Genomic DNA, 23,867 nt, shown 5'->3' on the forward strand with positions numbered 1-23,867 from the left:
TTGAGAAACTCCGGATATTCTCCCCCTGGGCGATCGCAGTTGTGGCAGAATAGACCGGATAAGTTTTGGTAGATATCGGCACAGAGCATTATGACGAAATTTGTATTCGTTACGGGTGGCGTTGTTTCTAGCATTGGGAAAGGGATTGTAGCCGCGAGTCTCGGACGATTACTCAAGTCGCGGGATTACTCAGTGTCGATTCTCAAGCTTGATCCCTATATCAATGTTGACCCTGGGACAATGAGTCCGTTTCAGCACGGCGAAGTATTTGTGACCGAAGATGGCGCAGAAACGGATCTCGATTTGGGTCACTATGAGCGGTTTACCGATACCTCAATGTCACGGCTCAATAGCGTGACAACGGGATCGATTTATCAAGCAGTGATTAATAAAGAGCGTCGAGGCGACTACAACGGTGGCACGGTGCAGGTGATTCCACATATCACGAATGAGATCAAAGAGCGAATTCTCAGAGTCGCTCAAAATACGAATCCTGATGTTGTGATCACTGAAATTGGCGGAACGGTTGGGGACATTGAATCGCTGCCGTTCTTAGAAGCGATTCGCCAGTTTCGTAAAGAAGTAGGACGGCAAAACGTCATGTATATGCACGTCACGCTGATTCCTTGGATTCCAGCTGCGGGTGAAATGAAGACGAAGCCGACTCAGCATTCGGTCAAAGAACTGCGATCGATTGGGATTCAGCCCGATATTCTGGTTTGCCGCAGCGATCGCGCAGTACCATCTGGCATGAAAGAGAAAATGTCAGAATTCTGTGATGTCCCTGTCGAATGCGTGATTACGTGTCAGGATGCGCGCAGCATTTATGAAGTGCCGCTGCGATTGGAAAAAGAAGGACTCGCAACTCAAGCGATCGATTTACTCAATCTCGAACAGCGTCAGCCCAATCTCAGCCAATGGCAGACGCTCGTTGAGCGCCTGTACCAACCAACTCAAACGCTGGAAATTGCGATCGTTGGGAAATATGTGCGCTTATCAGATGCTTATCTCTCAGTTGTCGAAGCCCTCAAACACGCTGGAATTGCGACCGGAAGCGCGCTGAATCTGCGCTGGATCAATTCAGAAGAAATCGAAGAAAAAGGAGCCGCACACTATCTCGCGGATGTCGATGGCATTGTAGTTCCCGGCGGATTTGGAATTCGCGGGGTCGATGGAAAAATTGCCGCGATCGCGTATGCCCGTGAGCATCAGATTCCGTTCTTAGGCTTGTGTCTGGGAATGCAGTGCTCGGTGATTGAATGGGCACGAAACGTGGCTCATCTGGAAAATGCTCATAGTGCAGAGTTTGTTCCAGAGGCGAAGAACGCAGTCATTAACTTACTGCCTGAGCAGCAAGATGTGGTCGATTTGGGTGGAACGATGCGGTTGGGGTTGTATCCCTGTCGTTTGACTCCGAATACGCTCACGTTGGCGCTGTATGGAGAAGAAGTGATCTACGAACGGCATCGGCATCGCTATGAATTTAACAATGCGTACCGGAATCTATTTTTAGAGTCTGGTTATGTAGTGAGTGGAACTTCGCCGGATGGTCGATTGGTTGAGATCATTGAGCTTCCAGGGCATCCATTCTTTATTGCAACGCAGTTCCATCCAGAGTTTCAATCTCGTCCAAGTAGCCCTCATCCGTTGTTTAAGGGATTTGTGCAAGCGGCACTCAGCCGAGAAACTGAACTCTCGCAGAATAAAGTTGCAATTGAGGCGTAGAGCGCCTTTTTACACGTTTAACCCTTGACGATTAGCCTAACGAACCCGATTCGTTAGGCTAAATCTTATCTTCTGCTAGCTCGCCTGTCCCCAAGCGACATAAGGCAAATTCGCCGCTGTTGCCCGAATCTGTTCTGCCTGTGCGACTAACTGCCCACACGCATCCCAAGTTCCACAAGTCAGCATTTGTCGCGCTCCTTCTGGCATCGAAATCGCGCCTGTAAACTCACCGCATCGCACCTGCATTTGATCCAAATCTACCGTCACCTGAAGCTGCGGATTCTCTGCTAACAAGGCTTGAAGCTGGCTAGTGACACCCGGCTCAGCCGTCACACAAGGAATCCCGATCGCAACACAATTGCCAAAAAAGATCTCAGCAAAGCTCTCACCTACGATCGCGCTAATTCCCCACTTAGCGATCGCTTGCGGCGCATGTTCCCGACTCGATCCGCAACCGAAATTTCCATTGACGACTAAAACTTTTGCACCTTGATACTGCGGCAAATCAAACGGATGCTGACCATTTAACTGTTTGCGATCGTCCGCAAAAACTTGCGCTCCCAATCCATCAAACGTCACACAGCGCAAAAAACGAGCCGGAATAATGCGATCGGTATCAATATCATTGCCCACCAATGGAATACCGCCACCTGCGATCGTTCTAACTTCGCTCACCATACTGTCTTACCTTGCAATGAGTCTTAGCTATTGTCGCATTTTTTGACTAAGCAAAGACAGTTCACTCCTTCTTTGAGGTAGTGGTATTCAATCTCCCATTGATGCTGATCGCGCAACTTCTTGAACAAAGTGCCGCCCCAATGCTCGCTATGCTCTAACGGATTCGGATAATCTTGTTCAACTCGATTGAGCAGGCGCTCTAAATCAAACGGTGAACCTTGATCCCAAATTCTAATCTCTAGGCGGTCGAAGTACAATCCGGCTTCTAATTGAATGATCGTATGTAATGGTAGATTCGTATGTGCATGGCGTACTGCATTCGTAAAGCCTTCTACTAAAGCAATCTGACCTTGAAGCCAAGCGGCTTGAGAAAGCGGCGGCAGTCGGAATTGTTCAAACCAGTGAAGAATTTGAGAAATCGCAGTTAAATCACTTTGCATCATCAATCGATCGAAGTAAATCACACCTCCCATCGGTTCTTTAAAGTTCGTCATTGCTGATACCTGTTCAAGATTAAAACGCACTATCTTTCTTCAGTAGAACAGCTACTGTTTTCAATAGCAGGTGTAAATCATATTTCAAACTCCAGCGTTGCTGATAGCGTAGATCAAGCTGAATCACTTCCTCAAAGTTGCGGATCTGAGATCGACCATGCACTTGCCACTCGCCTGTAATTCCAGGTTTCACATCCAGTCGTTGCCAATTCGGAACTTCATAGCGCTCAACCTCTTCGGGCAAGGGTGGACGAGTCCCTACTAAGCTCATTTCACCCCGCAGCACATTCCAGAACTGTGGGAACTCATCTAAACTTGTTTTTCGCAAAAACTGCCCAACTCTAGTAATTCTCGGATCGTTCGCATTCTTGAAAAATGCGCCTTCATTCTCATTTTGGACTTGAGATTTTAACTGTTCTGCATCAGTAACCATCGAGCGAAACTTCCAGACTCGAAAGTGCCGTCCCAAATGTCCACAGCGAGTTTGAGAAAATAAAACGTCACCCGGACTGTCTAGCTTAATCGCGATCGCAATCGGCACAAATAAAAGGGCTGTAATCGTCAGCCCAACCAGTGCTCCAGCAATATCCATGAGTCGTTTGATCCGAGACTGAATCGACGGATGCATTGATTCAACCGCAGGCTGAATTGGTGCAGGGTCTGAGGAAACGGTGCCAGGCTCGATTGTAAATAGTCGATCGAGATCTGCTAAAGCAAAAATTGCTAAAATCTCAGGCCGGACGCTCCAAAGTGCTAACTCAATCTGACGACTTTTTGCTGCTTTAAGACACATGACTAAAGCACCGATCGCACTACTATCCATAAAAGTAGTCTGATCAAGATCGAGAACTAGCTTGGTTATATACGAATTTGCTTCAATCAATTCCCGATATTTTGCTCGGAACGCTACTGCTTCTATAACAGTTAGCATCGATGGAAGTTGGATGAGATAAGTACTATCCGTTTTAGTAATGGCAAACTCAATCGGAGAATACTGTTGAACCATATTGACCTCAGAGACTAAGCGGCGGACTTAGAATATTGATGTACCCGATTAGTAAAATCTTCTGCGAATCAGCATCCAGCTAATAACAGAGTGCCTATTTTGAAGAAATTGTGAACACGCTAATGACTCATTCCTCATCACGTATTTCGCACGGTATCAGGCAAGAAATCGCCCTCAACTGCTGAATTTGAGCGATTTTTGAAGTTTTTCAATTGATCTGGATTTACACATACACGATACTGGCGATTTCTTCAGTCGATAGATGTTGAAATTACTGAATCATGACGAGATTGTGCGCGAAATGTGAAAGTAAAAATCTGGAATTTTACATAAGCAGCTTCTTGAAAAATCAGGGCTATATTACCTAGGGGTTCCCGTCGGATAAAGTAACAATTAGGTCAATTGGTCATCGTCTATGAGTCTCCCTATAAAAGTTATTCAGCTAAGTGGCATTCTGAGTCATCTCCAAGCAAAGCAGTTTAGACAAAACATCGCAAAGCTCATCGAAGCAGGTGCGATCGAGGTTTTGATCGATTTTGAGCAAGTGACTTTTATGGACAGTGCTGGATTAGGTGCGCTGGTCAGTGTGCTGAAGCTCGTAAATGGAGCAGATGGAACCGTATCACTCTGCTCGGTTCGACAAGAGGTGAGGATGCTGCTGGAATTAGCAGATGTTGCTCAGTTTTTTGAAATTTTTCCTGATCGAGAAGCGTTTTATCAGACCAAAGCAAACTGTTCCGCAATCTGAAACTCCGGGTTTTTGAGAACTTGGAGTTCTTGTCTTACTTCAATTTGATCTGAAGTAACGAGCAATCGTCATCAAAATCTTTGCGATCGGTGAGATGTTGAACGTTCTGAATAATCGCTGCTGAGTTGTCGATCGAGTCTGAGCGGTGACACTGATTCACGACATCAATAAAGCTATTGAGATTCCAGATTTCGCCATTCGGCTGCATGAATTCATAGATGCCATCACTAAAAAGGTAGAGAGTACTTTCTTGCTCTACTCTGAAGAATTGAGTTTTGTACTTAGTGTCTGGAAACATCCCGATCGGAGTTCCGGGTGTTCTGAGACGATGGACTTGATGATGAGGAGATTGCCCAGACAGCACCAGTGCAGGAGGATGCCCTGCACTCGCGTACATCAGAAGTTGCTTGGAATAGTTGTAGACTCCATACCAGATTGTGAAATAGCGCTCCGGTGTGTCAGCGTCCCAATTGTCTGCTTGCCCGGAAGCAAAAGCTTCGTTTAAGGCAGTCAGCACTAATCCGGGTTGATAGAAGTTAGTTCCAGGTAAGATTTGAGCGCGGAGAATATTCTGGATCGACACAGACACCAATGCGGCTCCTAAGCCATGTCCAGAGACATCCAGTAAGTACATTGCTAGAAAATCAGCATCGAGCCAATGATAGTCAAAGCAGTCTCCGCCAAGCTGTCGAGACGGAAGAAACTGCGATCGCGTCATGACCTTATCATTCATCGGCGTGGGTAAGAGCGATCGCACATAGTCCGCTGCTTCAGCAATTTCTGACTCTAAGCGCTCTTGCTGAACTTTTAATGCTTGAGTGAGTCTCCGCTGTTCTTGAAATGCCTGGTAAACGCGCAGCCCTGCGCGTAATCTAGCACTGAGTTCACTGATCTGGAAGGGCTTTGAGAGAAAATCATTGGCTCCCTGATCGAGAGCTTTAATGTGATGTTCTGCTGATGGCTGAGCATTGAGTAGAACAACATAAATATCCGACCAATTTGGATCAGCTTTTAAGGCTCGACAGACTGAAACCCCATCAATTCCGGGTAAATCCCAGTTGCAAAGAATCAGTGCAGGACAAATCGAGGAAATGAGTGTTAACCCTTCTTCTCCACTGGTTGCCTCAAAGACTTCATAACCTTGATTTTGCAGAAGTTTTTTTAGAAGTTTACGGATTAATTGATCATCGTCAATCACTAGGATTCGGAACATATGAAAACTCAGCGGGGCGCTTCTCTTAATGCCTAGAATGCCCTAACCTAGTTCGACTTAAGCATGAGATGTGACATTGCATTCATGCGCGCGCCCGCTGATATTTTTGGCTGGAGTAATACTTTCGGCGAGTACTAGCCTAAATCGGATTTTGACCGATATTTTCGCCACATCCCTAAGCCCATGACAATCATTCCAGGAAGGAGAGCGGGAGAAGGAACCGTGGCTGAGGAAGCTCTCGCACCTCGCATCTGTGCGATCGCAAATCCATTTGCTGTCTCCGGAGCACTAATCTGAATCGACTGAATTGGATCAAGCGGATCATCGGAGTAAAAGCCGAAATACTGTGCCCCTGCGTTGCCATTGATCGACTGAGCTAGGACATCAGAAACAGTCCCACTTTGGGCGATCGCAGAAATCGTAAACGAATCCAATACGTTCGGCTCAGCATAAAAATCAAACGCGATGAGATTGGGTAACTTCAGGTTGAGCGTTGTGGTGTTATAGGCCGCATAAACTTCGCCCTGATAGCCATTACTCCAAGTGAGCCAATCTGTTGCTTGATTGGGGCCGATGGGTCGCTTAACAACACTGGGGCTAAATTCAATGTCACCGAGTGGTGAACTGATCTTGTCTAAATAAACTCCAAAGGCTTCTGCACCATTTGGGATTGAAACGAGATTGAGTCCTAAATTGGCTAGGGTATCTGTTCCATTGATCCAATTACCAGAATTATTGACCGTGACAATCGCGGCATGGGCAGGTGCGATCGTGCTTAAACTTGCAGCCGCCGTGAGAAACAGGGCAAATCCGCCTTTCTGAAGCGAGGTAGCCATTTCAACGTACTCCATGTGAGGTGGACGATAGGCTGCCCCTGATGAAGCTCAAGAGATTCGGAAATCGAATCGGATAAAAAATAGACAGAGCGTGAAGGTTGTATAAAGTTAAAGTGTTGGTAGACACGGTGCCTTAATTATTCTGCCGGAATTCCGGGATTGTACGGAGCGCTTTACAAAAAATTCATATAATTTCAGTGAAGCAACCTGGAGATCGAACTGTGAAAAAACGAGTCACCCTAACGTTTCCGAAACGGTCTGTGCAAATGCCCGTGACCTATCGATTAGCTAAAGATTTCAATGTGGCAGCGAATATTATTCGCGCTCAGGTTGCGCCGAATCAAGTGGGTAAATTAGTGGTCGAATTGTCAGGAGATATTGATCAACTCGATGCCTCGATCGATTGGATGCGATCGCAGGATATTCACGTCTCATTTGCCAGTCGCGAAATTACGATCGATGAAGATATCTGTGTACATTGCGGACTGTGTACGGGAGTTTGCCCGACAGAGGCATTAACGCTCGATCCACAGACGTTTCGATTGACCTTTACACGATCGCGCTGTATCGTCTGTGAGCAATGTATTCCCACTTGTCCAGTCCAAGCGATTTCTACAACGTTCTAACCCGTAGCATTTGATTGCCACCGCGCTGAAATTCATAAGGCACTTGCTGAATTGTGGCAGAGTAGCCTTGAGCTTGCAATGCTTGAATGATGGGATCAACAAATGGAGACATTTCACCCGTCATATTCAGTAGAAGTGGAAAAACTCTCACATCAGCAGATAGACGGCACATTTCTAAAATAGAGGCTAAATGAAATTCTAGTGACAACTGGTCAGAGTATAGAAACAGTAAATGAGAACACAACGCTAAATCAAACTGTTTCGATGCAAAAGGCAGATTCGGTAATTCGCAGGTTTGATAGCGTCCTTGCTGAAATCCAATCGGAAAGTCTTGGAGAAAATTCTGCATCGAATTCATCCGAGACTGTCCCATTTCTTTCGGCGATCGAAACGTCTTCCAAATAAAATTGTCTCGCGTTGCCTCAACCTTGCTCAGAACGACATCATAAGTTTCATCGATTCGCTGCTGAATTTCTGCCACTGAGAATTGATAAATCGGATCACAGGAAATGACCGAATGCCCCTGCTGAGTCAGTTCTGCATTGAAACTTGCAGGCCCACCGCCACAGTCTAGAATGTTGCTCTGAAGATCGGTTTCAGAAAGATCAAACATCTGAATATATTCAGTCAGCGATCGACCCCACGGTACAATCTGCTCCAGTCGTAATCCCATGCTAACCTCGCTCAACAATCAAGATAAAATTCTGGCTCCCACATTTGCGGCAGTTAATTGAGTGGGAGCGTCTCAGCCCGAGACGATTGAACGGATCAAGCTTCGTATAGCGGTTTCCCAGGCATCTTAGTCTAAAGCTGCTAACGAGAGATTTTTCGACGATGCCTGACTTGTGCGAGTCAGAAGCGAGAGCTTTTGTAGCAATTCTTGAGCTAGCATTGCAAAGGCTCTTGATCCTGAAGTTCCTGGATTATTGAGGACAACCGGAGTAAAACTGTCGATCGCTTTCGAGACATTGACATCGGATGGAATTCGCGTTTTAAACAGCTTCGCCTCACTAAAATCTTCATTCAATCGCTTCATTACCTGTCCGTGGTAACGGCTCGTCAATAGATTGCCAGAGAGCGAAAAGGCAATGCCGAGTAGTTCTAATTCCACTTGCTCGGTATCTGTTTTGTGAGTTTCTTTGAGCTTAGCAAGACGACGTTCTAGAAGTTGAATTCCAATCAGAGAAAGAGGTTCTGGCTTGGCTGGAATCAGATAAAAATTACTCGCGAGTAATGCACTCCGAGTAATCAAGTTATATCCCGGCGCACAATCGAGAATGATCAAATCGTAATCTTTCGCGATCGGGTCTAGTACTTGCCGAATCAGATTCTTTTCAAATTCATTCCAGACTTGCTCAAAATCTGCTTGACCTTTCTGCACGGCCGTTTTGTGCAACATTTGAGAGACTAAAAACTCATCATAGAGATCAATATCTCCTGGCAAAAGATCAAAGCCTTTTACTTGACACACATACTTGTGGATGGCATCGGGAACGATCTGGGGGAGTTTCGGATCAGACAGAATCGCACGATGAATTAAATGCCTCAAGGTACGCTTATCATTCCGTAGCTTGGCAAAATCGGCAGGAGTCATCAAACTCAAGGTCGCGCTGATCTGCGTATCCAAATCGACGAGCAACACCCGCTTCTGGTGAAACTTTGCTAAACAAGTCGCCAAATTCACAGACATCGTGGTTTTGCCCACGCCGCCCTTCATGTTGGTCATTGCGATCGTATAAGTCATTTTCTCCTCCCGCAAATTGCTTGTCAAAAATGCCACCGAAACATGCGGCACATCATACCGTACTGCGTTGCCTCAGACACACAAATCCCTAGAACAGTTCGTGGGGAGAGCTAAAGATCAAGGATAAGTATTACGCTTAAGCGAGACTCAATTCGCATGATATTTCGGATTGCGGGAACTCTAGCCTATTTCAGCGGGAATGTAAACTTTTCTGGTATTGGTCATCACAACAATGAATGTGATCTAGGCAACGTAAACGCTTCAGACATCTACATTATGGTGAATAGGCGCTCCTGCAATCGTTAGATATGCTGTTTTATATTCACGCTAGGAGGAGAGAATTCGCATGAAGACAGGGAATTTGTTAAGTCAGCAAATTCAAACAATGAACGTGAAGATTCTTGATCTATATAAAAACTCGAAACAGACTCCAACGGGTGATTTTTTCTCGATCGCCTTAAAGGAACTAGGCGTTGTCTCAGAAGAACTTGAAGTTGCTGTCGAAGAATTAAATCGTCAGAGTGAAGTCTTGGACAGCAACTATCATGACATTTATGCTGAGCGCTTACGATATCAAAATTTATTTGAATTTGCACCTGACTGCTATCTTGTTACTGATATTCAAGGCAAAATTCAAGATGTTAATTTAGCAGCCGCAGCATTGCTAAATCGACGATCGCAACATTTAATCGATAAACCGTTTTCAGTTCTCATTGCACTAGAGGATCGGCATCGGTTTCGCACTGCGCTGACCGATGTTGTAGGGTGCGATCATATTCAATTCTCAGCCAAGCTTCAATATAATGCACATCAGCAGTTTGATGCGCGAATTACTGTAGATACAATTCGCGCTCAAGGAAAGCTCTTGGCGCTACGCTGGATCATTAGTGAGCCGCGAAACTGTGAACCGGAAGCAACGACCGATGCACTCAGTCCAGCAAATTTTGAACCGCGATCGCTGCTCCAATACAATCGCGGTGAAATTATTCCTCTAGCAGCCCAATCGATTTGGTTAGTCACACAGGGAGTTGTTAAGCTTTGTAGTTTTACAGAGACCGGAGAAGAAGTTTTAGTAGGCATTGTCGCAGAAAGAATGGTCTTTGGAAAAAGTTTAACCAGTCTCCCTATCTATCAAGCTATGGCTCTTTCATCAGAGGTAAAGCTTGTCTCTGTTTCTCTCTTGGAATTGGGTCAGTCTGCAACTTTAGCACAAGCGCTTGTTCCGCTGATTACCCAACGATTACAGCAAACGGAACGGCTACTCACGCTGCATGGACAGCTTCGCGTCAGCGATCGCTTGATTGGACTGCTCACACTATTCGCTCAAGAGATTGGTGAGCCTACTAGCGAGGGGATTCGACTCAAAGCTAGATTGACTCACCAAGATATCGCGAATGCTTGTTCGACGACACGGGTAACTATCACTCGATTGCTCAATCGACTGCAAGAAGAGGGCATGATTCAGTTTGATTCAAGCAATCACATCATCCTACGAGCATCGATATAATTTTTTCGATCGCAGTTCTAAATCGGTTGTGAAGTAGGGAGTGGGAGTATTCTCCTGAAGAGCTCCCTATTCTTTTCTTTTGTGCCTTTGCAGCTCAAATAGGATGGCTATATCTAAATTGATATCCTCGTTACATCCAGGTTTTACACAGATCTCCGTCTATCAGTAGAATGCGATCGCTGTGTAAGCCACTAAGCTCAAAGCTAACACTTAGTTGCCGTAGCCGCTTCTAGAGCCTTCCCTCCCGGAAATCTAGAAGCTTTTTCGTGCAAAATTGTATTTGCTAACACAATCTAGATTTAAAGAAAGTTCCCCCCATAGACATACCAATTTAGATAGCACCACCGCTAAATTGATCAGCTAATACTACTCCGACTTTACTCATCTCCATAAGAGTAGGTAGAAACTATGGCAACAAAATTTCCAAAGTTTAGCCAAGACATTGCGCAAGATCCAACGACACGCCGCATCTGGTATGGAATTGCGAGCGCGCACGATTTTGAAACGCATGATGGCATGACTGAGGAGAAGCTATATCAAAAGATATTTGCGACTCATTTTGGTCATGTTGCAATCATTTTCCTCTGGGCATCTAGTCTGTTGTTCCACGTTGCTTGGCAGGGCAACTTTCCTCAGTGGATCAAAGACCCGATCCATCTTCGCCCCATTGCTCACGCGATTTGGGATCCTCAATTTGGTAAACCTGCGGTCGAAGCGTTTAGCCAAGGTGGAGCGAGCTATCCAGTCAACATCGCCTACTCCGGCGTGTATCACTGGTGGTATACGATCGGTATGAGAACCAATGCGGATCTCTATCAGGGATCTATTTTTCTACTTTTGCTAGCAGCACTGTTTTTATTTGCAGGATGGCTGCACCTGCAACCGAAATTTCGCCCGAGCCTAGCTTGGTTCAAAAATGCGGAATCTCGCCTAAATCACCATTTAGCTGGCTTATTTGGTGTCAGTTCTCTCGCTTGGGCAGGACATCTCATTCACGTTGCTATCCCTGAATCTCGCGGTCAGCATGTGGGTTGGGACAACTTCCTCACAACCCTGCCGCACCCGGCTGGTCTTAGACCCTTCTTTACTGGAGACTGGGGCGTGTATGCTCAAGATCCAGATACAGCAGAGCATATTTTTAATAGCTCGGACGGTGCGGGAACTGCAATTCTCACATTTCTCGGAGGTTTTCATCCTCAAACCGAATCGCTGTGGCTGACCGATATGGCGCATCATCATTTAGCGATCGCCGTTATCTTTATCATTGCGGGGCATATGTACCGCACGAATTTTGGCATTGGTCATAGCATTAAGGATATTCTCAATGCTCGCGGCAAGGGAATTCAAGGACAAGGAAACCTTCCCCACCAAGGACTGTACGATACTTACAATAATTCGCTGCATTTTCAGCTTGGAATCCATTTAGCTGCTTTAGGAACAGCGCTATCTGTGGTCGCACAGCATATGTATGCAATGCCACCCTATGCGTTTATCTCCAAAGACTTCACGACGCAGGCAGCACTGTATACACACCATCAGTATCTAGCAGGGTTCTTTCTCATCGGTGCATTTGCTCATGGTGCAATCTTCTGGGTTCGTGACTATGATCCAGACAACAATCAAAACAATGTACTAGCTCGATTACTAGGTCATAAAGAAGCGATCATTTCGCATTTGAGTTGGGTTTCTTTGTTCCTTGGTTTTCATACCTTAGGGCTGTATGTTCACAATGATGTACAGGTTGCCTTTGGTGTACCAGAAAAGCAAATTCTGATTGAGCCTGTGTTTGCTCAGTGGATTCAAGCGTCTCATGGTAAAGCGCTGTATGGTTTCAATACGCTTCTGTCGAACGCGGATAGCTTGGCAACGACAGCTTGGCCGAATCACGGTAATGTCTGGTTACCCGGTTGGCTCGATGCGATCAACAGTGGGACAAATTCGTTGTTCTTAACGATTGGACCGGGTGACTTCTTAGTGCATCATGCGATCGCATTAGGATTGCATGTGACAACTCTCATCTGTCTAAAAGGTGCGCTCGATGCTCGTGGAAGTAAGCTAATGCCAGACAAGAAAGACTTTGGCTTTAACTTCCCCTGCGATGGTCCTGGACGCGGTGGTACTTGTCAGATTGCTTCTTGGGAACAGTCTTTCTACTTAGCAACTTTCTGGATGTTGAACACGATCGGCTGGGTGACTTTCTACTGGCACTGGAAACATTTAGCGATCTGGTCAGGCAATGTCGCACAGTTTAATGAAAGCTCAACTTATCTGATGGGTTGGCTGCGCGATTATCTCTGGCAGTACTCGGCTCCGCTGATCAATGGTTATAACGTTTACGGAACGAGTAATTTGTCTGTTTGGGCTTGGATGTTCCTGTTTGGTCATTTAGTGTGGGCAACTGGCTTTATGTTTTTGATTAGCTGGCGTGGCTATTGGCAAGAGCTAATTGAAACCTTAGTCTGGGCACATGAACGCACACCGCTGGCAAATTTAGTTCGATTCAAAGATAAACCTGTTGCTTTATCGATCGTTCAAGGTTGGCTAGTTGGCTTAGTTCACTTTACGGTCGGCTATATCCTGACGTATGCTGCTTTTTTGATTGCAGCGACAACAGGTAAATTTAGCTGACGGTGGCGAACAATGGAAAGCGATGAATTTGCGGCTCGTCTGATCGCTGTGATTTGCTTCCTAAGCTCACGATTTGTCTCTGCTGACTACAGACTAAGCAATCCCTAGTCGAAAAAACTCCGAGTTTTTACAAAAGCTCGGAGTTTTGCAATTTGCCGATGAAAATTATCGCCCTGCTCCCTGAGGTGTAATTTGCAGTTCGACTCGCCCTTCTTGGCTCCCTTGAACTGCAACCTGCTGATCATCGAGTTTTCCAGATGCTTGCGGACCTGCAATGCTAAAGGGCGGATTGTTCTGTTGATAGCTCACATTGCCATTCGCTTGAAATTGCTGCGTGATCAGATACCACACGACTCGATTGGCGCTCAACCGCGATCCATTTTTCTCCCCGACCCCTTGCACATTGCCCGTTAAGGTTGCCACTTGCTGATCGATTTGCATCTCTGCTTGGTTCGCGGTCAATCTGACTTGTTGAGCCGAATTGACGATCGTTACAGGCTCACTTGCCACCAAAGTTTTTTGATCAATGTTCCAATTCAAAGCATTGCCCGTAATCTGAGTGCCAGACTGTTTGAGTGCAATCCGAGCATTCTGACGCAGATTCACGACTTTCGCTTTGAGATCGACTTCGGTTTGTTCGGCGCTGCCTTGATCCGTGAGCTGTTTATTTTCATAGCGATCGACTTGCAGAGGACGATCGCTCTTCAATTTCTGATTCTGAATCTCCCAACTCAGTTTTTCCCCCCGCATTTGCATCGTCGGCTCTTTCACCTGAGCGACAATCTGCCCCATGACATCCACGCGACGCGCCCGAGTGAGAAATCTTCCTTCTTTGGCGGCTAACTGCACCTGTTTGTGATCTCCTGTAAAGCCGTCCCGAATGATCAACACATCTTCAGCAGGCTTCCACTCTAATTCCTTGCCTTTTAGGACAGAGCCATCTCGAACATCGGTCGCCGTGATTTGTCCTCGCATCAAGATCGATTTTCCATCTTCCTTGATTTCACTGCGCGCTGCTTCAATCTTAAAAACGGTTTGCCCATCTTGAAAAAGCTCACCTCTGGGTTTCTGAATGGTTGCCGTCTTCTTATCCTTCGCGTAAACGGCTTCCTCGGCATTCACTTTCCACAAAAGTTGTCCTTTCTCGTTCGCCTGCTCCAACGTAATATTCTTAAAGGTCAGATTACTATCAAACTTCTGAGCCTCTTTGGTTCCCTCTGCCAAACGCTCTGCCGCTCGGTTACGATTTCCGCAGGCAGTCGTGCTCATTAAAAGTGTGATGAATGCTAGATTCAAAAGAATAAAACGACGCAAAATACAAGCCCTCAAGTAAAAAATCTGGGGAGCGATCGAGAATTTAGACGAATCAATCTCGATTCTGCTCCCCAAATTATCACTTAACTTTAGGATGAATGTTGATCGTCGTGTTCATCCATCAAGCCAATTCCTGACAGCGGACGATACGTGTAGCTGCGCGGTGTTTTCTGGATATCCTCTTTAATATTGTCGAGATCAATATAGCGATCCGCAACATTAATCAAACTATCGCTGGTCATCGATCGTAAGCTCACAACCTCAACTCGCACCCCACGATAGCTGACAGCGTTCACTGCATATGCCAAATCCCCATCGCCGCTGACTAAGACAGCAGTATCATAAGACCCTGCCAGTGACATCATATCGACAGCAATCTCGACATCTAAGTTTGCCTTTTTCGAGCCGTCTGGCAATTGTACTAAATCTTTAGAAATGACGCGATACCCATTGCGTCGCATCCACAAGAGAAACCCCTGCTGTTTCTCGTTGGTACGATCGACCCCAGTATAGAAAAACGATCGCAGCAATCTTGATCCAGAAGTTAAGCGCACCAGCAGCTTAGTGTAGTCAATCTCAATGCCAAGCTGAAGGGCTGCATAGAACAAATTTGAGCCATCAATGAAAATGGCAACTCTCCCGCGATTTTCTAGGACTTGCTCCGGAGAAAATACCGTCTCCGGCTCATGATTCAGATGATTCAACACAATTGATATCCTCAATTTTTTATGAAAGGTTTTGAACGAAATAAAGAAGCGACATTCAACAGAGACTTAGAAAACTAAGATGAACCTTCAATCGGAAGTTCAAGTTTTTGAAAGACAGGTTGGGGTTTCTGAAGTTGTTGTTTAGCTCGAAGTATTCCCCATCTTGCTTGATTGGGGAAGGAGGTTGACACATCAATTAAGCTACTGTTATTAAAATCAATACTAAAACCTAATTGTTGATAAACCGCAGTACTCGTGTGTGGAACAATAGGGGCGAGCAAATACGCTGCAAGCCTGACTGATTCCAATACTGCATAAAGAACTTGCTCTGCTTCTTGGGGTTTCCCCTGTTTGTACAATGACCAAGGAGCTTGTTCATTGATATATTTGTTACCTGCTCGTAAAAGAGTTAAGGTTTCTTCACAGGCTGTATCAAACCTCAAGGCTTCGTAAGCTTGTGCAACTCGGTCTTCTAATCCTTCTGCAATCGATCGCAAAGGATGATCGATCGCAATCTCTGCCTCAGGAACCACTCCCCCACTGTTTTTGTGAATCAGTCCCAAAGCGCGATTGAGTAAGTTTCCGAAGTTATCCGCCAAGTCGGCGTTGCACAAATCGACAAAGCGAACTTCATCAAAGACTCCATCGCGTCCGAATTCGATACCTTTTAGAAAATAGTATCGAAAGGCATCGACTCCGTAGCGCTCCACCAAAGCGACCGGATCAATCGCATTCCCCGCGCTCTTGCCCATCTTGACACCATCTTGCACCAAGAATCCGTGACCAAAGATTCGATCGGGCAGTGGCAATCCGGCAGACATGAGCATGGCTGGAAAATAGACCGCATGAAAGCGCAGAATATCTTTGCCAATGATGTGAACATTGAAGGGATACCACTCAGAAATGGCATTTTCTAAAGTTGGCGCTTGATCCGGCTCCAATAATGCTGTGATGTAACCGAGTAGCGCATCGAACCATACATATATTGTATGGTTCGGATCATTCGGAACCGGAAAACCCCAATCAAAATTAACGCGAGAAATTGAGAAATCCCGCAAGCCTTGACTGACAAAGCTCAGGACTTCATTGCGCCGAATGTCCGGCTGAATAAATTCAGGCACCTCGGCATAAAGCTTTTCTAATTTCTCTTGATACTTAGAAAGTCTGAAGAAGTAGTTCTCTTCATCGCGCCATTCCACGGGTTTATTCACGTGGATCGGACAGTGCTTGTTCTCTAACAAGTCGCGCTCTTCTTTAAACTCTTCGCAGGCAACGCAATACCAGCCTTTCTGCTGACTCAGATAAATGTCGCCGTTTTCCCACACTCGCTGAAAAAATTCTTTGACGATCGCAGCATGTGGCTCATCGGTGGTGCGAATAAAGCGATCGTATTTCACATCTAACTGCGCCCACAAATTTTTGAAGCTTTCAACGACGAGATCACAATGCTCTTGAGGCGTGCGTCCTAAGGCTTCTGCGGTTCGCTGGATTTTCTGCCCATGTTCATCACTTCCGGTCACAAATCGCACGGATCGACCTCGAAGCCGTTGAAATCTTGCTAAAGCGTCCGCCGCGATCGTGGGATACGCACTGCCAATATGCGGCGAATCATTCACATAATAGAGTGGAGTGGTGAGCGAGAAAGTAGAGTTTTCTGTGGGTTGAAAATTCATAGATTATCTAGAAATAAGCCTTGTAAGTGATCCGGGCAAGGCTTGGATTGGATTAGCTAAACAACAATGGAAAAAGCGTACATCGAGTCAAAGTACTTTCCAATTCTAACCAGCAACGTTGTGCAAGATGTGCGGTCAAATCTTAAATCTTGCTGGGCAGATCGAATAAAAAGGGCGCAGTTTCCACTCTGCATGAGTCACTCTCCCAATAAAACCATCTCTGCAAATCTGCGGAGAGTTCTTGAATTCATCGCCCATGTTGCTTTTTCCCTGCCTTTTTCTGACTTGCAGGAATACAAGTGAAGCACAAACTGTCTCAAGTTACTCAAAAACTGAGTAGAACTATCGAAACCGTCTTGCAAGATTTACGATTGCTTTCAAAAACTTTTACGGGCTTTTGCGGTTCCTCGGTCAATATTTACAAAGTTTTACAAAGTGCATTTTATCGAAACTTCAGTACATTTTCTCAAAGCTTCTGCCCTTGGCTAAATAAATAATGGACGCATAGAGTTAGTGCGTGAAATCGAGTTTATGAAGGTTATCAAAAGTTTACTCTCGGTTACAGCTTTGTCGGCGATCGCAGTGATTAGTCACACGGGATCGGCTCAAGCGATCAGCTTCAGCATTACACATGGTACGACTGGACCAGGTGGCGTTACAAATCAGGGGGCATACTCTGATTTGCAACTTCCAGGAACGAAAACTGTAGATTTCAACTCTGGCAGTGTGCCGACGACGGGATTTGCAAAATACAGCTTTCAGAAAAACGATGGATCTAGCAGCGTCCGTTCTGATGTCTGGGCGCCCGCAGGTGTCAGTGGACAAGTAAATACGAGCAAATACCTCGCTGTATTTGCTGGTAACGATGTGACGATCGATTTAGCCAACCATTTGGATTACTTCGGAATCAACTGGGGCGCAATGAGTCCTGGCAACGTGTTCTCGTTCTTCGATGGCAATCGTCTGATTCAGACGATTGGCTACAACGATGTGAATCCGCTTGCGGAAGTGCGGGCATCCCAACATGGCAATGAAGGAAATGGGTTCGTCCATTTCACCGCTACCCAGAAGAATCAGTACTTCAACCGGATTGTGATTTCGCAAATCGGGGGCGGCGGTTTTGAGTCGGACAACCACTCGTTCCGCATGGCTTCGGTTCCTGAACCAACTGCAATTTTGGGCTTGACCGCGGTCGGTGGCGCGTTGCTGCTGAAGCGCAAAAAACAAACTCAAATTGAAGAGTAAGTTCGATCGCCTTGCTTGTGAGTTGGATTACATCTAAAAGTGTTTAACGAGTTTTACCCCTCTTCAATCGAGGGGTTTTATTTTGCGTTTTCAATTACAGGGGAGCGGTCGCTGTTGAAAGATTGTGCGATCGATCAGAGGTCGCAGTATTGCGTTGAGCGCGAAACATACCAAATCGGCAAAGACCTGTGCCAAAAGCAATTCGCATCAGGATCAAGGTCGGAACTTCTCGCAGGGATTTGATCAAGCCTGATGCCCCAAATTTGATTAAGCCTTGGGGTCGGGCAATGCCTTGCCAAATCGAATCGAGCCAGGATGGCAGCGTCGGTTCTGTCCAGTCTGCGGTGATCACTTCACCTGCCACGAATCCGGTTGCCGCCAATTGTTCAGAAAATCCTTCAATACTCGAAAAAGCGGGATGTGCCCATTGATCGAGAAGTTGTTGCATCACCGGGCGCTCCCAAAAATTGAGCGGAATTTGACGATCGTCTCTCTGATTCCAATCGGCTACAACCAGAATGCCGCCGGGTTTGAGAACGCGCATTAATTCTCTAGCAAAAATCGCCTTATCTGGCATGTGCGGTCCTGCTTCAATTGACCAAACGACATCGAAACTGGCATCGGGATAAGAAAGTGCCATCGCATCATCGACTCGAAACTGTGCGGTGACGCCCGCGGGCGTTAATTCTTGAGCACGTTTGACTTGTTGGGGGCTAATCGTCACCCCAGTGACCTCGAATCCATAATCTTTTGCCAGAATTCGGCTACTGCCCCCGATTCCACACCCGACATCGAGAACAGTTGTGCCAGGGGGAAGCTGATCTAATCCACCCCAGCGCACCATTTCATGCACAAAGTCAGATTTTGCGACAAGAAAATCTTTGCGGCGAGGCGGTGCGCCATAATGCCCCAGGTGAATATGTTCGCCCCAGTAAAACTCTAAAATGCCATCTTCTGTCCATGCGTCATATGACGTTGCGACCGAATCAGAAGATTGATATCGACGAGGAGTGATCAGATAAATAGCAATGCCGAGAATGGGTAGGGCAATCAAGAGCCAGAGAACGAGAGATAAATTCATGAATTCAGAGATGGGTTGCCTGCAGCGAAGCGGATCTACTACGTTTGTACTTCTGTCAATCTAACGCAGTTCAATCTCAGAATTCAAATTCAGCCAGTTCTCGACCCAGATCAGCACATAATATCAACAGCTTACGTCGGGGCAGCGGACAAATTTTGCCTTGTTGAGCGAAGTCGTTGAACATCCGCGTTACCGTGACTCTCGTCGTGCCAAGCATTTCCGCGATTAATTGATGAGTGAGAGGTACATCAAGCAGATACCCTTGATCGACCTGGGTGCCAAATCTTGCGGCAAGCCAGTACAACAGTTTGAGTAATCGCTGTGACGTCGATCGAATATGCATGAATTGCAGCATGATTTCGGTTTGATTCGTGTAGCGCATCCATGCTGCTTGGGCTTCCGCGTTTGAGGTCGGAATTAATTGTGCGGTCACGTCTGTGAGACATTCGAGTTGATAATGCTTGAGTCGAGACAGCGGTTTCCCAATCATGTCACCTGCTCCCCAAATTCCAAGGGTTGTGACTTCTCCAGATCCAGTCCAAGTTACAGAACGCACATATCCTGTTTCGATTTCCCAGAGACAGTCGGGACGGAGCGTTAACAGTTTTTTGCGCTGAAACTGCAGCTTAGGCGATCTCAAAAGCGACAGGGTGAGGGGTGAGTTGAGGGAGGAGGAATGAACCAGGGGCATAAGAATTTGGGGATAGGGGAACGAACAGGCTAATGTGATGAAAGTTACACTCAAATCTCAGGATTCTTTGGGATTTGTAACTGCAATTTTTTAGGACATAGACCCGAGGAAAGAGGCTGTACGCGGCTAAAAATTAATGCAATTATTCTCACTTACTATACCGGGATCGCCCCGAAAAACGTTCCTTTTATTATCACTATCGTTTAACTTTGAAAATCTTATGCTAGGTCAGTTAATGATATTTAATAGCGATAGATAGATTCGATTATCACTGGCATTGATCTCGCATTTTTCCGTAGTTGAAGGGTTAATCAAATGTCTCAAAACCTAGTAGAGTGGTGCGTAGGTCATGTGTGATCATTGTCGATTCCACAAGATTAAAACTAGGTGGTGAGCTAGTGATGAACTCCCTTCGATCTTGGGCGCAACAAATTCAACACGTGTGCAATGAGTCGGGGAAGCATCTTAAGCAGTCCGCGTCGATGCGATCGTTGCAACGAGTCAGTGCGCTGCAAAAACAGTTAGGGAAACAGCCTAAAGTCCCGAAACCTGTGACGATTGTGCTCACTTCGCTGGTGCTATCTGCTGCATTGGGACAGCGATTTTATGACCAACCTCGTTTGAGTATAGGTAAGATTGCGCCTGAAACGATCACAGCGCCGAGAGATGCCCAAGTCGAAAATAAACAAGCGACAGAAGAGAAACGCAGAGCAGCGCGCAGCATTTCGACTCCGGTCTGGATGCCCGATGTGGCTCTGTCCGATGAAATTCGCAAAACGGTGCAATCCCACTTAGATGCAGGACTAAAACTGCGGAAAGACGCTGGAGAGTTTCCCTATGTCGAACTTGAAAAGCTGTCAGAACCGACTCAACGATATTTACGCAAAGCCGAAGTCTGGGAATGGAAAGCGATCTTAGAAGCGACTCAAGCTCCGAATACTCAACTCGTCGATCGCATCAGTGATCCAGTCCAACGCCGAGCAGCAACAGAGCTATTTCGGAATAAAAATCAAACAACTCTGGATGGGCTATCGGGTCTAGAAGCGAAAATCACAACGGCTCAGCAGCACTATGTCACGGCTCGTTCACAGCTTAGTGCGCCTTACGATCCAACTTTGTTTGATGTTTCTGACGTAGCGTGGCAGAAAATGCAGGGCGAAGTGATGGCAACGCTCGATCGCATGTTGATGCAAGGGATTGCACCTGGGCTAGAAGAAACATATGTGAGAAATGCGATCACACTGAATTTGCAAATTGCGACTCCGCCCGAAACAAGAGCGATCGCAACCCAAATCCTCGTCAGTGCGCTGAAACCGAATTTAGTCAAAGATGAAGATCGAACCCGCCAACAAGCCGAACTTGCGGCAAATAATGTTGAGCTTGTGATGGTGAACGCTTACCGGGGTAGAGCGATCGTTCAGCAAGGAGCAGAGATCACGCAGGATGCGTTTATTTTGCTTGACTATTTTAAGCTGAGTCGCCGCGAAACAAATTGGTGGGGGTTAGTGGCACTCTTTGGCTGTGTCAGTGGCTCCGTTGTTATTTTTTGGCGATTAGAACAGCGCTATCATCCCAAAGGATTGCGGAATCGAGACTACTGGCTGGTGGGCTTGATGTGTCTCAGCACGCCCTTGTTCATTTTGGTCAATGTGCCTTCAACGAATTTACCTGCGATCGGGGTGTTGATGGGAACGTTCTATGGTTCGGTTTTAGCTGTCACTGGGGTGGGATTACTGACGATCATTTTGCCGATCGCCATGGGATTAACTTGGACGCAGTGGTTACCGAGTGCGATCGCTGGACTCACGGTGGCACTGTTCGCTGCAAGAGTGCGATCGCGCGAGGAGTTAGCTTTTCTAGGATTAGGGGTTGGAGTGACTCAAGGTTTGCTCTTTCTACTGCTTGGCGCTCTTTCTGGAGTTGCTTGGTACAGTTTGCTCGGAGGAGCCGTCTTAGAAGGCTTGTTGGGATTAGGGTGGAGCATTATTGCAATCGGGATTAGCCCCTATCTTGAACATCTGTTTGATGTGGTCACCACCTTACGCTTGGTCGAACTTGCCAATCCCAATCGAGCGTTGTTGAAGCGGTTGGCAGCCGAAACTCCGGGCACGTTTCAACATACTTTATTTGTTGCGAATCTGGCAGAAGCCGCTGCACGGAAACTGGGGTGCAATGTGGAATTAGTCCGAGCGGGAACGCTCTATCATGACATCGGCAAAATGCACGACCCCCTCGGATTTATTGAGAATCAAATGGGGGGCGTGAATAAACATGATCTGATTGATGATCCGTGGCAGAGTGCAGCCATTATCAAGAAGCATGTGACAGAAGGCTTAGTCATGGCACGTCGCGCGCGATTGCCCAAGGTCGTGCAAGCGTTTATCCCAGAGCATCAAGGGACAATGACGATCGCATATTTTCATCACCAAGCCCTACAACGCGCTCAGCAGGATCAGACGATCATCGTCAACGATGAGGATTTTCGCTATGACGGACCTGCTCCCCAATCGCGAGAAACCGGGCTTTTGATGTTGGCTGATTCTTGTGAAGCGGCACTGCGATCGCTCAAGGATGCCACACCAGACGATGCCTTAAATATGATTAACAAGATTTTGGCAGCCCGCTGGAAGGATGGACAGTTGAGTGAATCCGGCTTGACGCGATCAGAAATGAGCACGATCGCAGAAGTTTTTGTGCAAGTCTGGCAACAATCGAATCATCAACGTATTGCATATCCGAAAGCGAAGTAATTTCGATACGTAATATTGATGAATTGATGAAATCTTGCTGAACTTGGAAGCTTTTCCAGATCATCTCGGCAATTGTATGGAGAATGAAGCTAGGTGTGAGAATGTTAGGGTTTTACCTCTGCCTGAGGATAGATCTCTGCTCAGAGTTATTACGTATTTTTAATCAGTCCTTGAAAAAATCACGAGCAAGGCATGATTGACAGAGTTTTTCCCAAGAAACGCTTCATGATTCGTTGGTTATCGTCTGTTTCCGGTAGTTTTTCCGTTACGGCTACCTGTACACTGCTGAGCTGTGCGATTTTGCTGCCTCGCGTTGGCATTACCCCTCAACCTGTTCGCATCGCTCAAGCTGCTGATCCAATTGAGCGGTCTCGGGTAGCGCGCCCAGTCCCAGTTGTGGAAAGAAAGATTGCGGGAGTGCCGATCCGCCTCGTCACGATCGATCTAACAGACCCGCAGACTTTTATTAATATTGGGCTGGCAAACGAGGCAATTCGGGCAAATAGTGCCCGATCGACTCGGGGTGATGAAGCGTTTGAATCTCTGGTGAAGCGGCATCGCGCTGCGATCACCGCCAGCGGAACTTTCTTTAGCATGGATGAGCAGAAGCGCGTCATGGGCAATATGGTTGCCGCTGGTCGCTTTCTGAAATACAGTCCTTGGGAAAATTATGGAACCACTTTAGGACTCAAGCGCGGCAATCAGCTCGAAATGGTGACCGCTCGAACGGAGGGAAAGCCCAAGTGGGAGCGGCATTGGTTCTCGTTGACGGCGGGTCCGCGATTGTTGAAGCAAGGCAGAATATCGATTCGTCCCCGGCAGGAAGGATTCAGTGATCCATCGGTTATGGGAGTGGCGACGCGATCGGCGATCGGCTTTCCCAAAAGCGCGAATCGGTTGTATTTGGTAACTTTCCACAAGCCGATTACCTTGCAGAAAGAAGCGGAGATTATGAGAGCGATCGGGGCACATGAAGCGATGAATCTCGATGGGGGAACGTCGGTGGCATTGGCGGCAGGCAATCGTGTTTTACAGTCGGCGGGTCGAGATTTGACGAATGTGATCACGGTTTACGACACAAAATTTCCAGCGCCGGAAGCGTTAAAGCGATCGTGGCAAACCTTTCAGCAAGATGATCAGGTTGCACTCAGGTTTAATCCAGCTAACCCATAGCCCTGTCAATTCAATCAGGTCAGACGAA

At 46.6% G+C, this 23,867-nt stretch carries 20 protein-coding genes; 8 read left to right on the forward strand and 12 right to left on the reverse strand.

Features of this window, described 5'->3' with window-relative positions:
• Positions 1-90: 90 nt before the first annotated feature.
• Positions 91-1,725 carry a CTP synthase gene (gene pyrG / locus J0L70_RS10175; RefSeq protein WP_190647134.1) on the forward strand — a complete coding sequence of 545 codons (1,635 nt, stop codon included), beginning with the start codon at positions 91-93 and terminating at the stop codon, positions 1,723-1,725.
• Between the two features lie 75 nt (positions 1,726-1,800).
• On the opposite strand, the gene leuD is transcribed toward pyrG, so the two are convergent.
• The 3 genes from leuD to J0L70_RS10190 are packed head-to-tail and all read right to left on the reverse strand — an operon-like array spanning position 1,801 to position 3,903.
• Positions 1,801-2,403, reverse strand: coding sequence for a 3-isopropylmalate dehydratase small subunit (gene leuD, locus J0L70_RS10180; protein WP_287454368.1), 603 nt, complete (start codon positions 2,401-2,403; stop codon positions 1,801-1,803).
• Between the two features lie 23 nt (positions 2,404-2,426).
• A complete protein-coding gene (locus J0L70_RS10185; protein ID WP_190647136.1) occupies positions 2,427-2,897 on the reverse strand; it encodes an ATP-binding protein in 471 nt (156 codons plus the stop codon).
• A 19-nt stretch (positions 2,898-2,916) separates the two neighbouring features.
• The gene (locus J0L70_RS10190) at positions 2,917-3,903 is read right to left on the reverse strand and encodes an exopolysaccharide biosynthesis polyprenyl glycosylphosphotransferase (RefSeq protein WP_190647137.1); all 987 of its coding nucleotides are present in this window, start codon (positions 3,901-3,903) and stop codon (positions 2,917-2,919) included.
• A 415-nt stretch (positions 3,904-4,318) separates the two neighbouring features.
• Here J0L70_RS10190 and J0L70_RS10195 point away from each other — a divergent pair, with 415 nt between their 5' ends.
• Complete coding sequence (locus tag J0L70_RS10195) at positions 4,319-4,651, forward strand: STAS domain-containing protein (protein WP_190647138.1); 333 nt, start codon at positions 4,319-4,321, stop codon at positions 4,649-4,651.
• A gap of 34 nt (positions 4,652-4,685) precedes the next feature.
• Here the strand turns inward: J0L70_RS10195 and J0L70_RS10200 are convergent, their stop codons facing one another.
• Both J0L70_RS10200 and J0L70_RS10205 read right to left on the reverse strand, forming a co-directional pair.
• Positions 4,686-5,864: a SpoIIE family protein phosphatase gene (locus tag J0L70_RS10200; RefSeq protein WP_287454371.1), complete on the reverse strand. Its 1,179-nt coding sequence runs from the start codon at positions 5,862-5,864 to the stop codon at positions 4,686-4,688.
• A 134-nt stretch (positions 5,865-5,998) separates the two neighbouring features.
• Positions 5,999-6,700, reverse strand: coding sequence for a PTPA-CTERM sorting domain-containing protein (locus J0L70_RS10205; RefSeq protein WP_287454372.1), 702 nt, complete (start codon positions 6,698-6,700; stop codon positions 5,999-6,001).
• Between the two features lie 221 nt (positions 6,701-6,921).
• Here J0L70_RS10205 and J0L70_RS10210 point away from each other — a divergent pair, with 221 nt between their 5' ends.
• Positions 6,922-7,326 (forward strand): NIL domain-containing protein, encoded by a 405-nt coding sequence (locus tag J0L70_RS10210; protein WP_026148420.1) that lies wholly within the window; start codon positions 6,922-6,924, stop codon positions 7,324-7,326.
• Here J0L70_RS10210 and J0L70_RS10215 read toward each other — a convergent pair.
• Positions 7,313-7,999: an SAM-dependent methyltransferase gene (locus J0L70_RS10215; RefSeq protein ID WP_190647142.1), complete on the reverse strand. Its 687-nt coding sequence runs from the start codon at positions 7,997-7,999 to the stop codon at positions 7,313-7,315. The genes J0L70_RS10210 and J0L70_RS10215 overlap by 14 nt on opposite strands.
• Before the next feature lie 126 nt (positions 8,000-8,125).
• The gene (locus J0L70_RS10220; protein ID WP_287454373.1) at positions 8,126-9,070 is read right to left on the reverse strand and encodes a ParA family protein; all 945 of its coding nucleotides are present in this window, start codon (positions 9,068-9,070) and stop codon (positions 8,126-8,128) included.
• Positions 9,071-9,416: 346 nt separating this feature from the next.
• Here J0L70_RS10220 and J0L70_RS10225 point away from each other — a divergent pair, with 346 nt between their 5' ends.
• Together J0L70_RS10225 and psaB are read left to right on the forward strand one after the other, a co-directional pair.
• Positions 9,417-10,577 carry a helix-turn-helix domain-containing protein gene (locus tag J0L70_RS10225; protein WP_287454375.1) on the forward strand — a complete coding sequence of 387 codons (1,161 nt, stop codon included), beginning with the start codon at positions 9,417-9,419 and terminating at the stop codon, positions 10,575-10,577.
• 408 nt (positions 10,578-10,985) lie between these two features.
• A complete protein-coding gene (gene psaB, locus J0L70_RS10230; RefSeq protein WP_017286358.1) occupies positions 10,986-13,205 on the forward strand; it encodes a photosystem I core protein PsaB in 2,220 nt (739 codons plus the stop codon).
• A gap of 165 nt (positions 13,206-13,370) precedes the next feature.
• Here the strand turns inward: psaB and lptC are convergent, their stop codons facing one another.
• From lptC to metG, 3 genes are all read right to left on the reverse strand, one after another.
• On the reverse strand, positions 13,371-14,594 hold the full coding sequence (lptC, locus tag J0L70_RS10235) for an LPS export ABC transporter periplasmic protein LptC (RefSeq protein WP_353736629.1): 1,224 nt from the start codon (positions 14,592-14,594) through the stop codon (positions 13,371-13,373).
• A gap of 14 nt (positions 14,595-14,608) precedes the next feature.
• Positions 14,609-15,226, reverse strand: a complete 618-nt coding sequence (locus tag J0L70_RS10240) for a LabA-like NYN domain-containing protein (RefSeq protein ID WP_017286360.1) — start codon at positions 15,224-15,226, stop codon at positions 14,609-14,611.
• A 74-nt stretch (positions 15,227-15,300) separates the two neighbouring features.
• Positions 15,301-16,899, reverse strand: coding sequence for a methionine--tRNA ligase (gene metG, locus J0L70_RS10245; protein ID WP_287454377.1), 1,599 nt, complete (start codon positions 16,897-16,899; stop codon positions 15,301-15,303).
• 531 nt (positions 16,900-17,430) lie between these two features.
• Here metG and J0L70_RS10250 point away from each other — a divergent pair.
• Positions 17,431-18,144 carry a PEP-CTERM sorting domain-containing protein gene (locus tag J0L70_RS10250; RefSeq protein ID WP_287454378.1) on the forward strand — a complete coding sequence of 238 codons (714 nt, stop codon included), beginning with the start codon at positions 17,431-17,433 and terminating at the stop codon, positions 18,142-18,144.
• A gap of 94 nt (positions 18,145-18,238) precedes the next feature.
• Here J0L70_RS10250 and J0L70_RS10255 read toward each other — a convergent pair whose 3' ends face one another.
• Positions 18,239-19,225, reverse strand: a complete 987-nt coding sequence (locus tag J0L70_RS10255; protein WP_017286364.1) for a methyltransferase domain-containing protein — start codon at positions 19,223-19,225, stop codon at positions 18,239-18,241.
• Between the two features lie 76 nt (positions 19,226-19,301).
• Positions 19,302-19,916: a Crp/Fnr family transcriptional regulator gene (locus J0L70_RS10260; RefSeq protein WP_036044394.1), complete on the reverse strand. Its 615-nt coding sequence runs from the start codon at positions 19,914-19,916 to the stop codon at positions 19,302-19,304.
• Positions 19,917-20,317: 401 nt separating this feature from the next.
• Here J0L70_RS10260 and J0L70_RS10265 point away from each other — a divergent pair, with 401 nt between their 5' ends.
• Together J0L70_RS10265 and J0L70_RS10270 are read left to right on the forward strand one after the other, a co-directional pair.
• Complete coding sequence (locus J0L70_RS10265; protein ID WP_017286366.1) at positions 20,318-22,666, forward strand: HD family phosphohydrolase; 2,349 nt, start codon at positions 20,318-20,320, stop codon at positions 22,664-22,666.
• Positions 22,667-22,858: 192 nt separating this feature from the next.
• A complete protein-coding gene (locus J0L70_RS10270; RefSeq protein ID WP_287454380.1) occupies positions 22,859-23,839 on the forward strand; it encodes a phosphodiester glycosidase family protein in 981 nt (326 codons plus the stop codon).
• The last annotated feature ends 28 nt before the right edge of the window (positions 23,840-23,867 follow it).

The organism is Leptolyngbya sp. UWPOB_LEPTO1 (assembly GCF_017302695.1).
Classification (GTDB): domain Bacteria; phylum Cyanobacteriota; class Cyanobacteriia; order Leptolyngbyales; family Leptolyngbyaceae; genus Leptolyngbya; species Leptolyngbya boryana.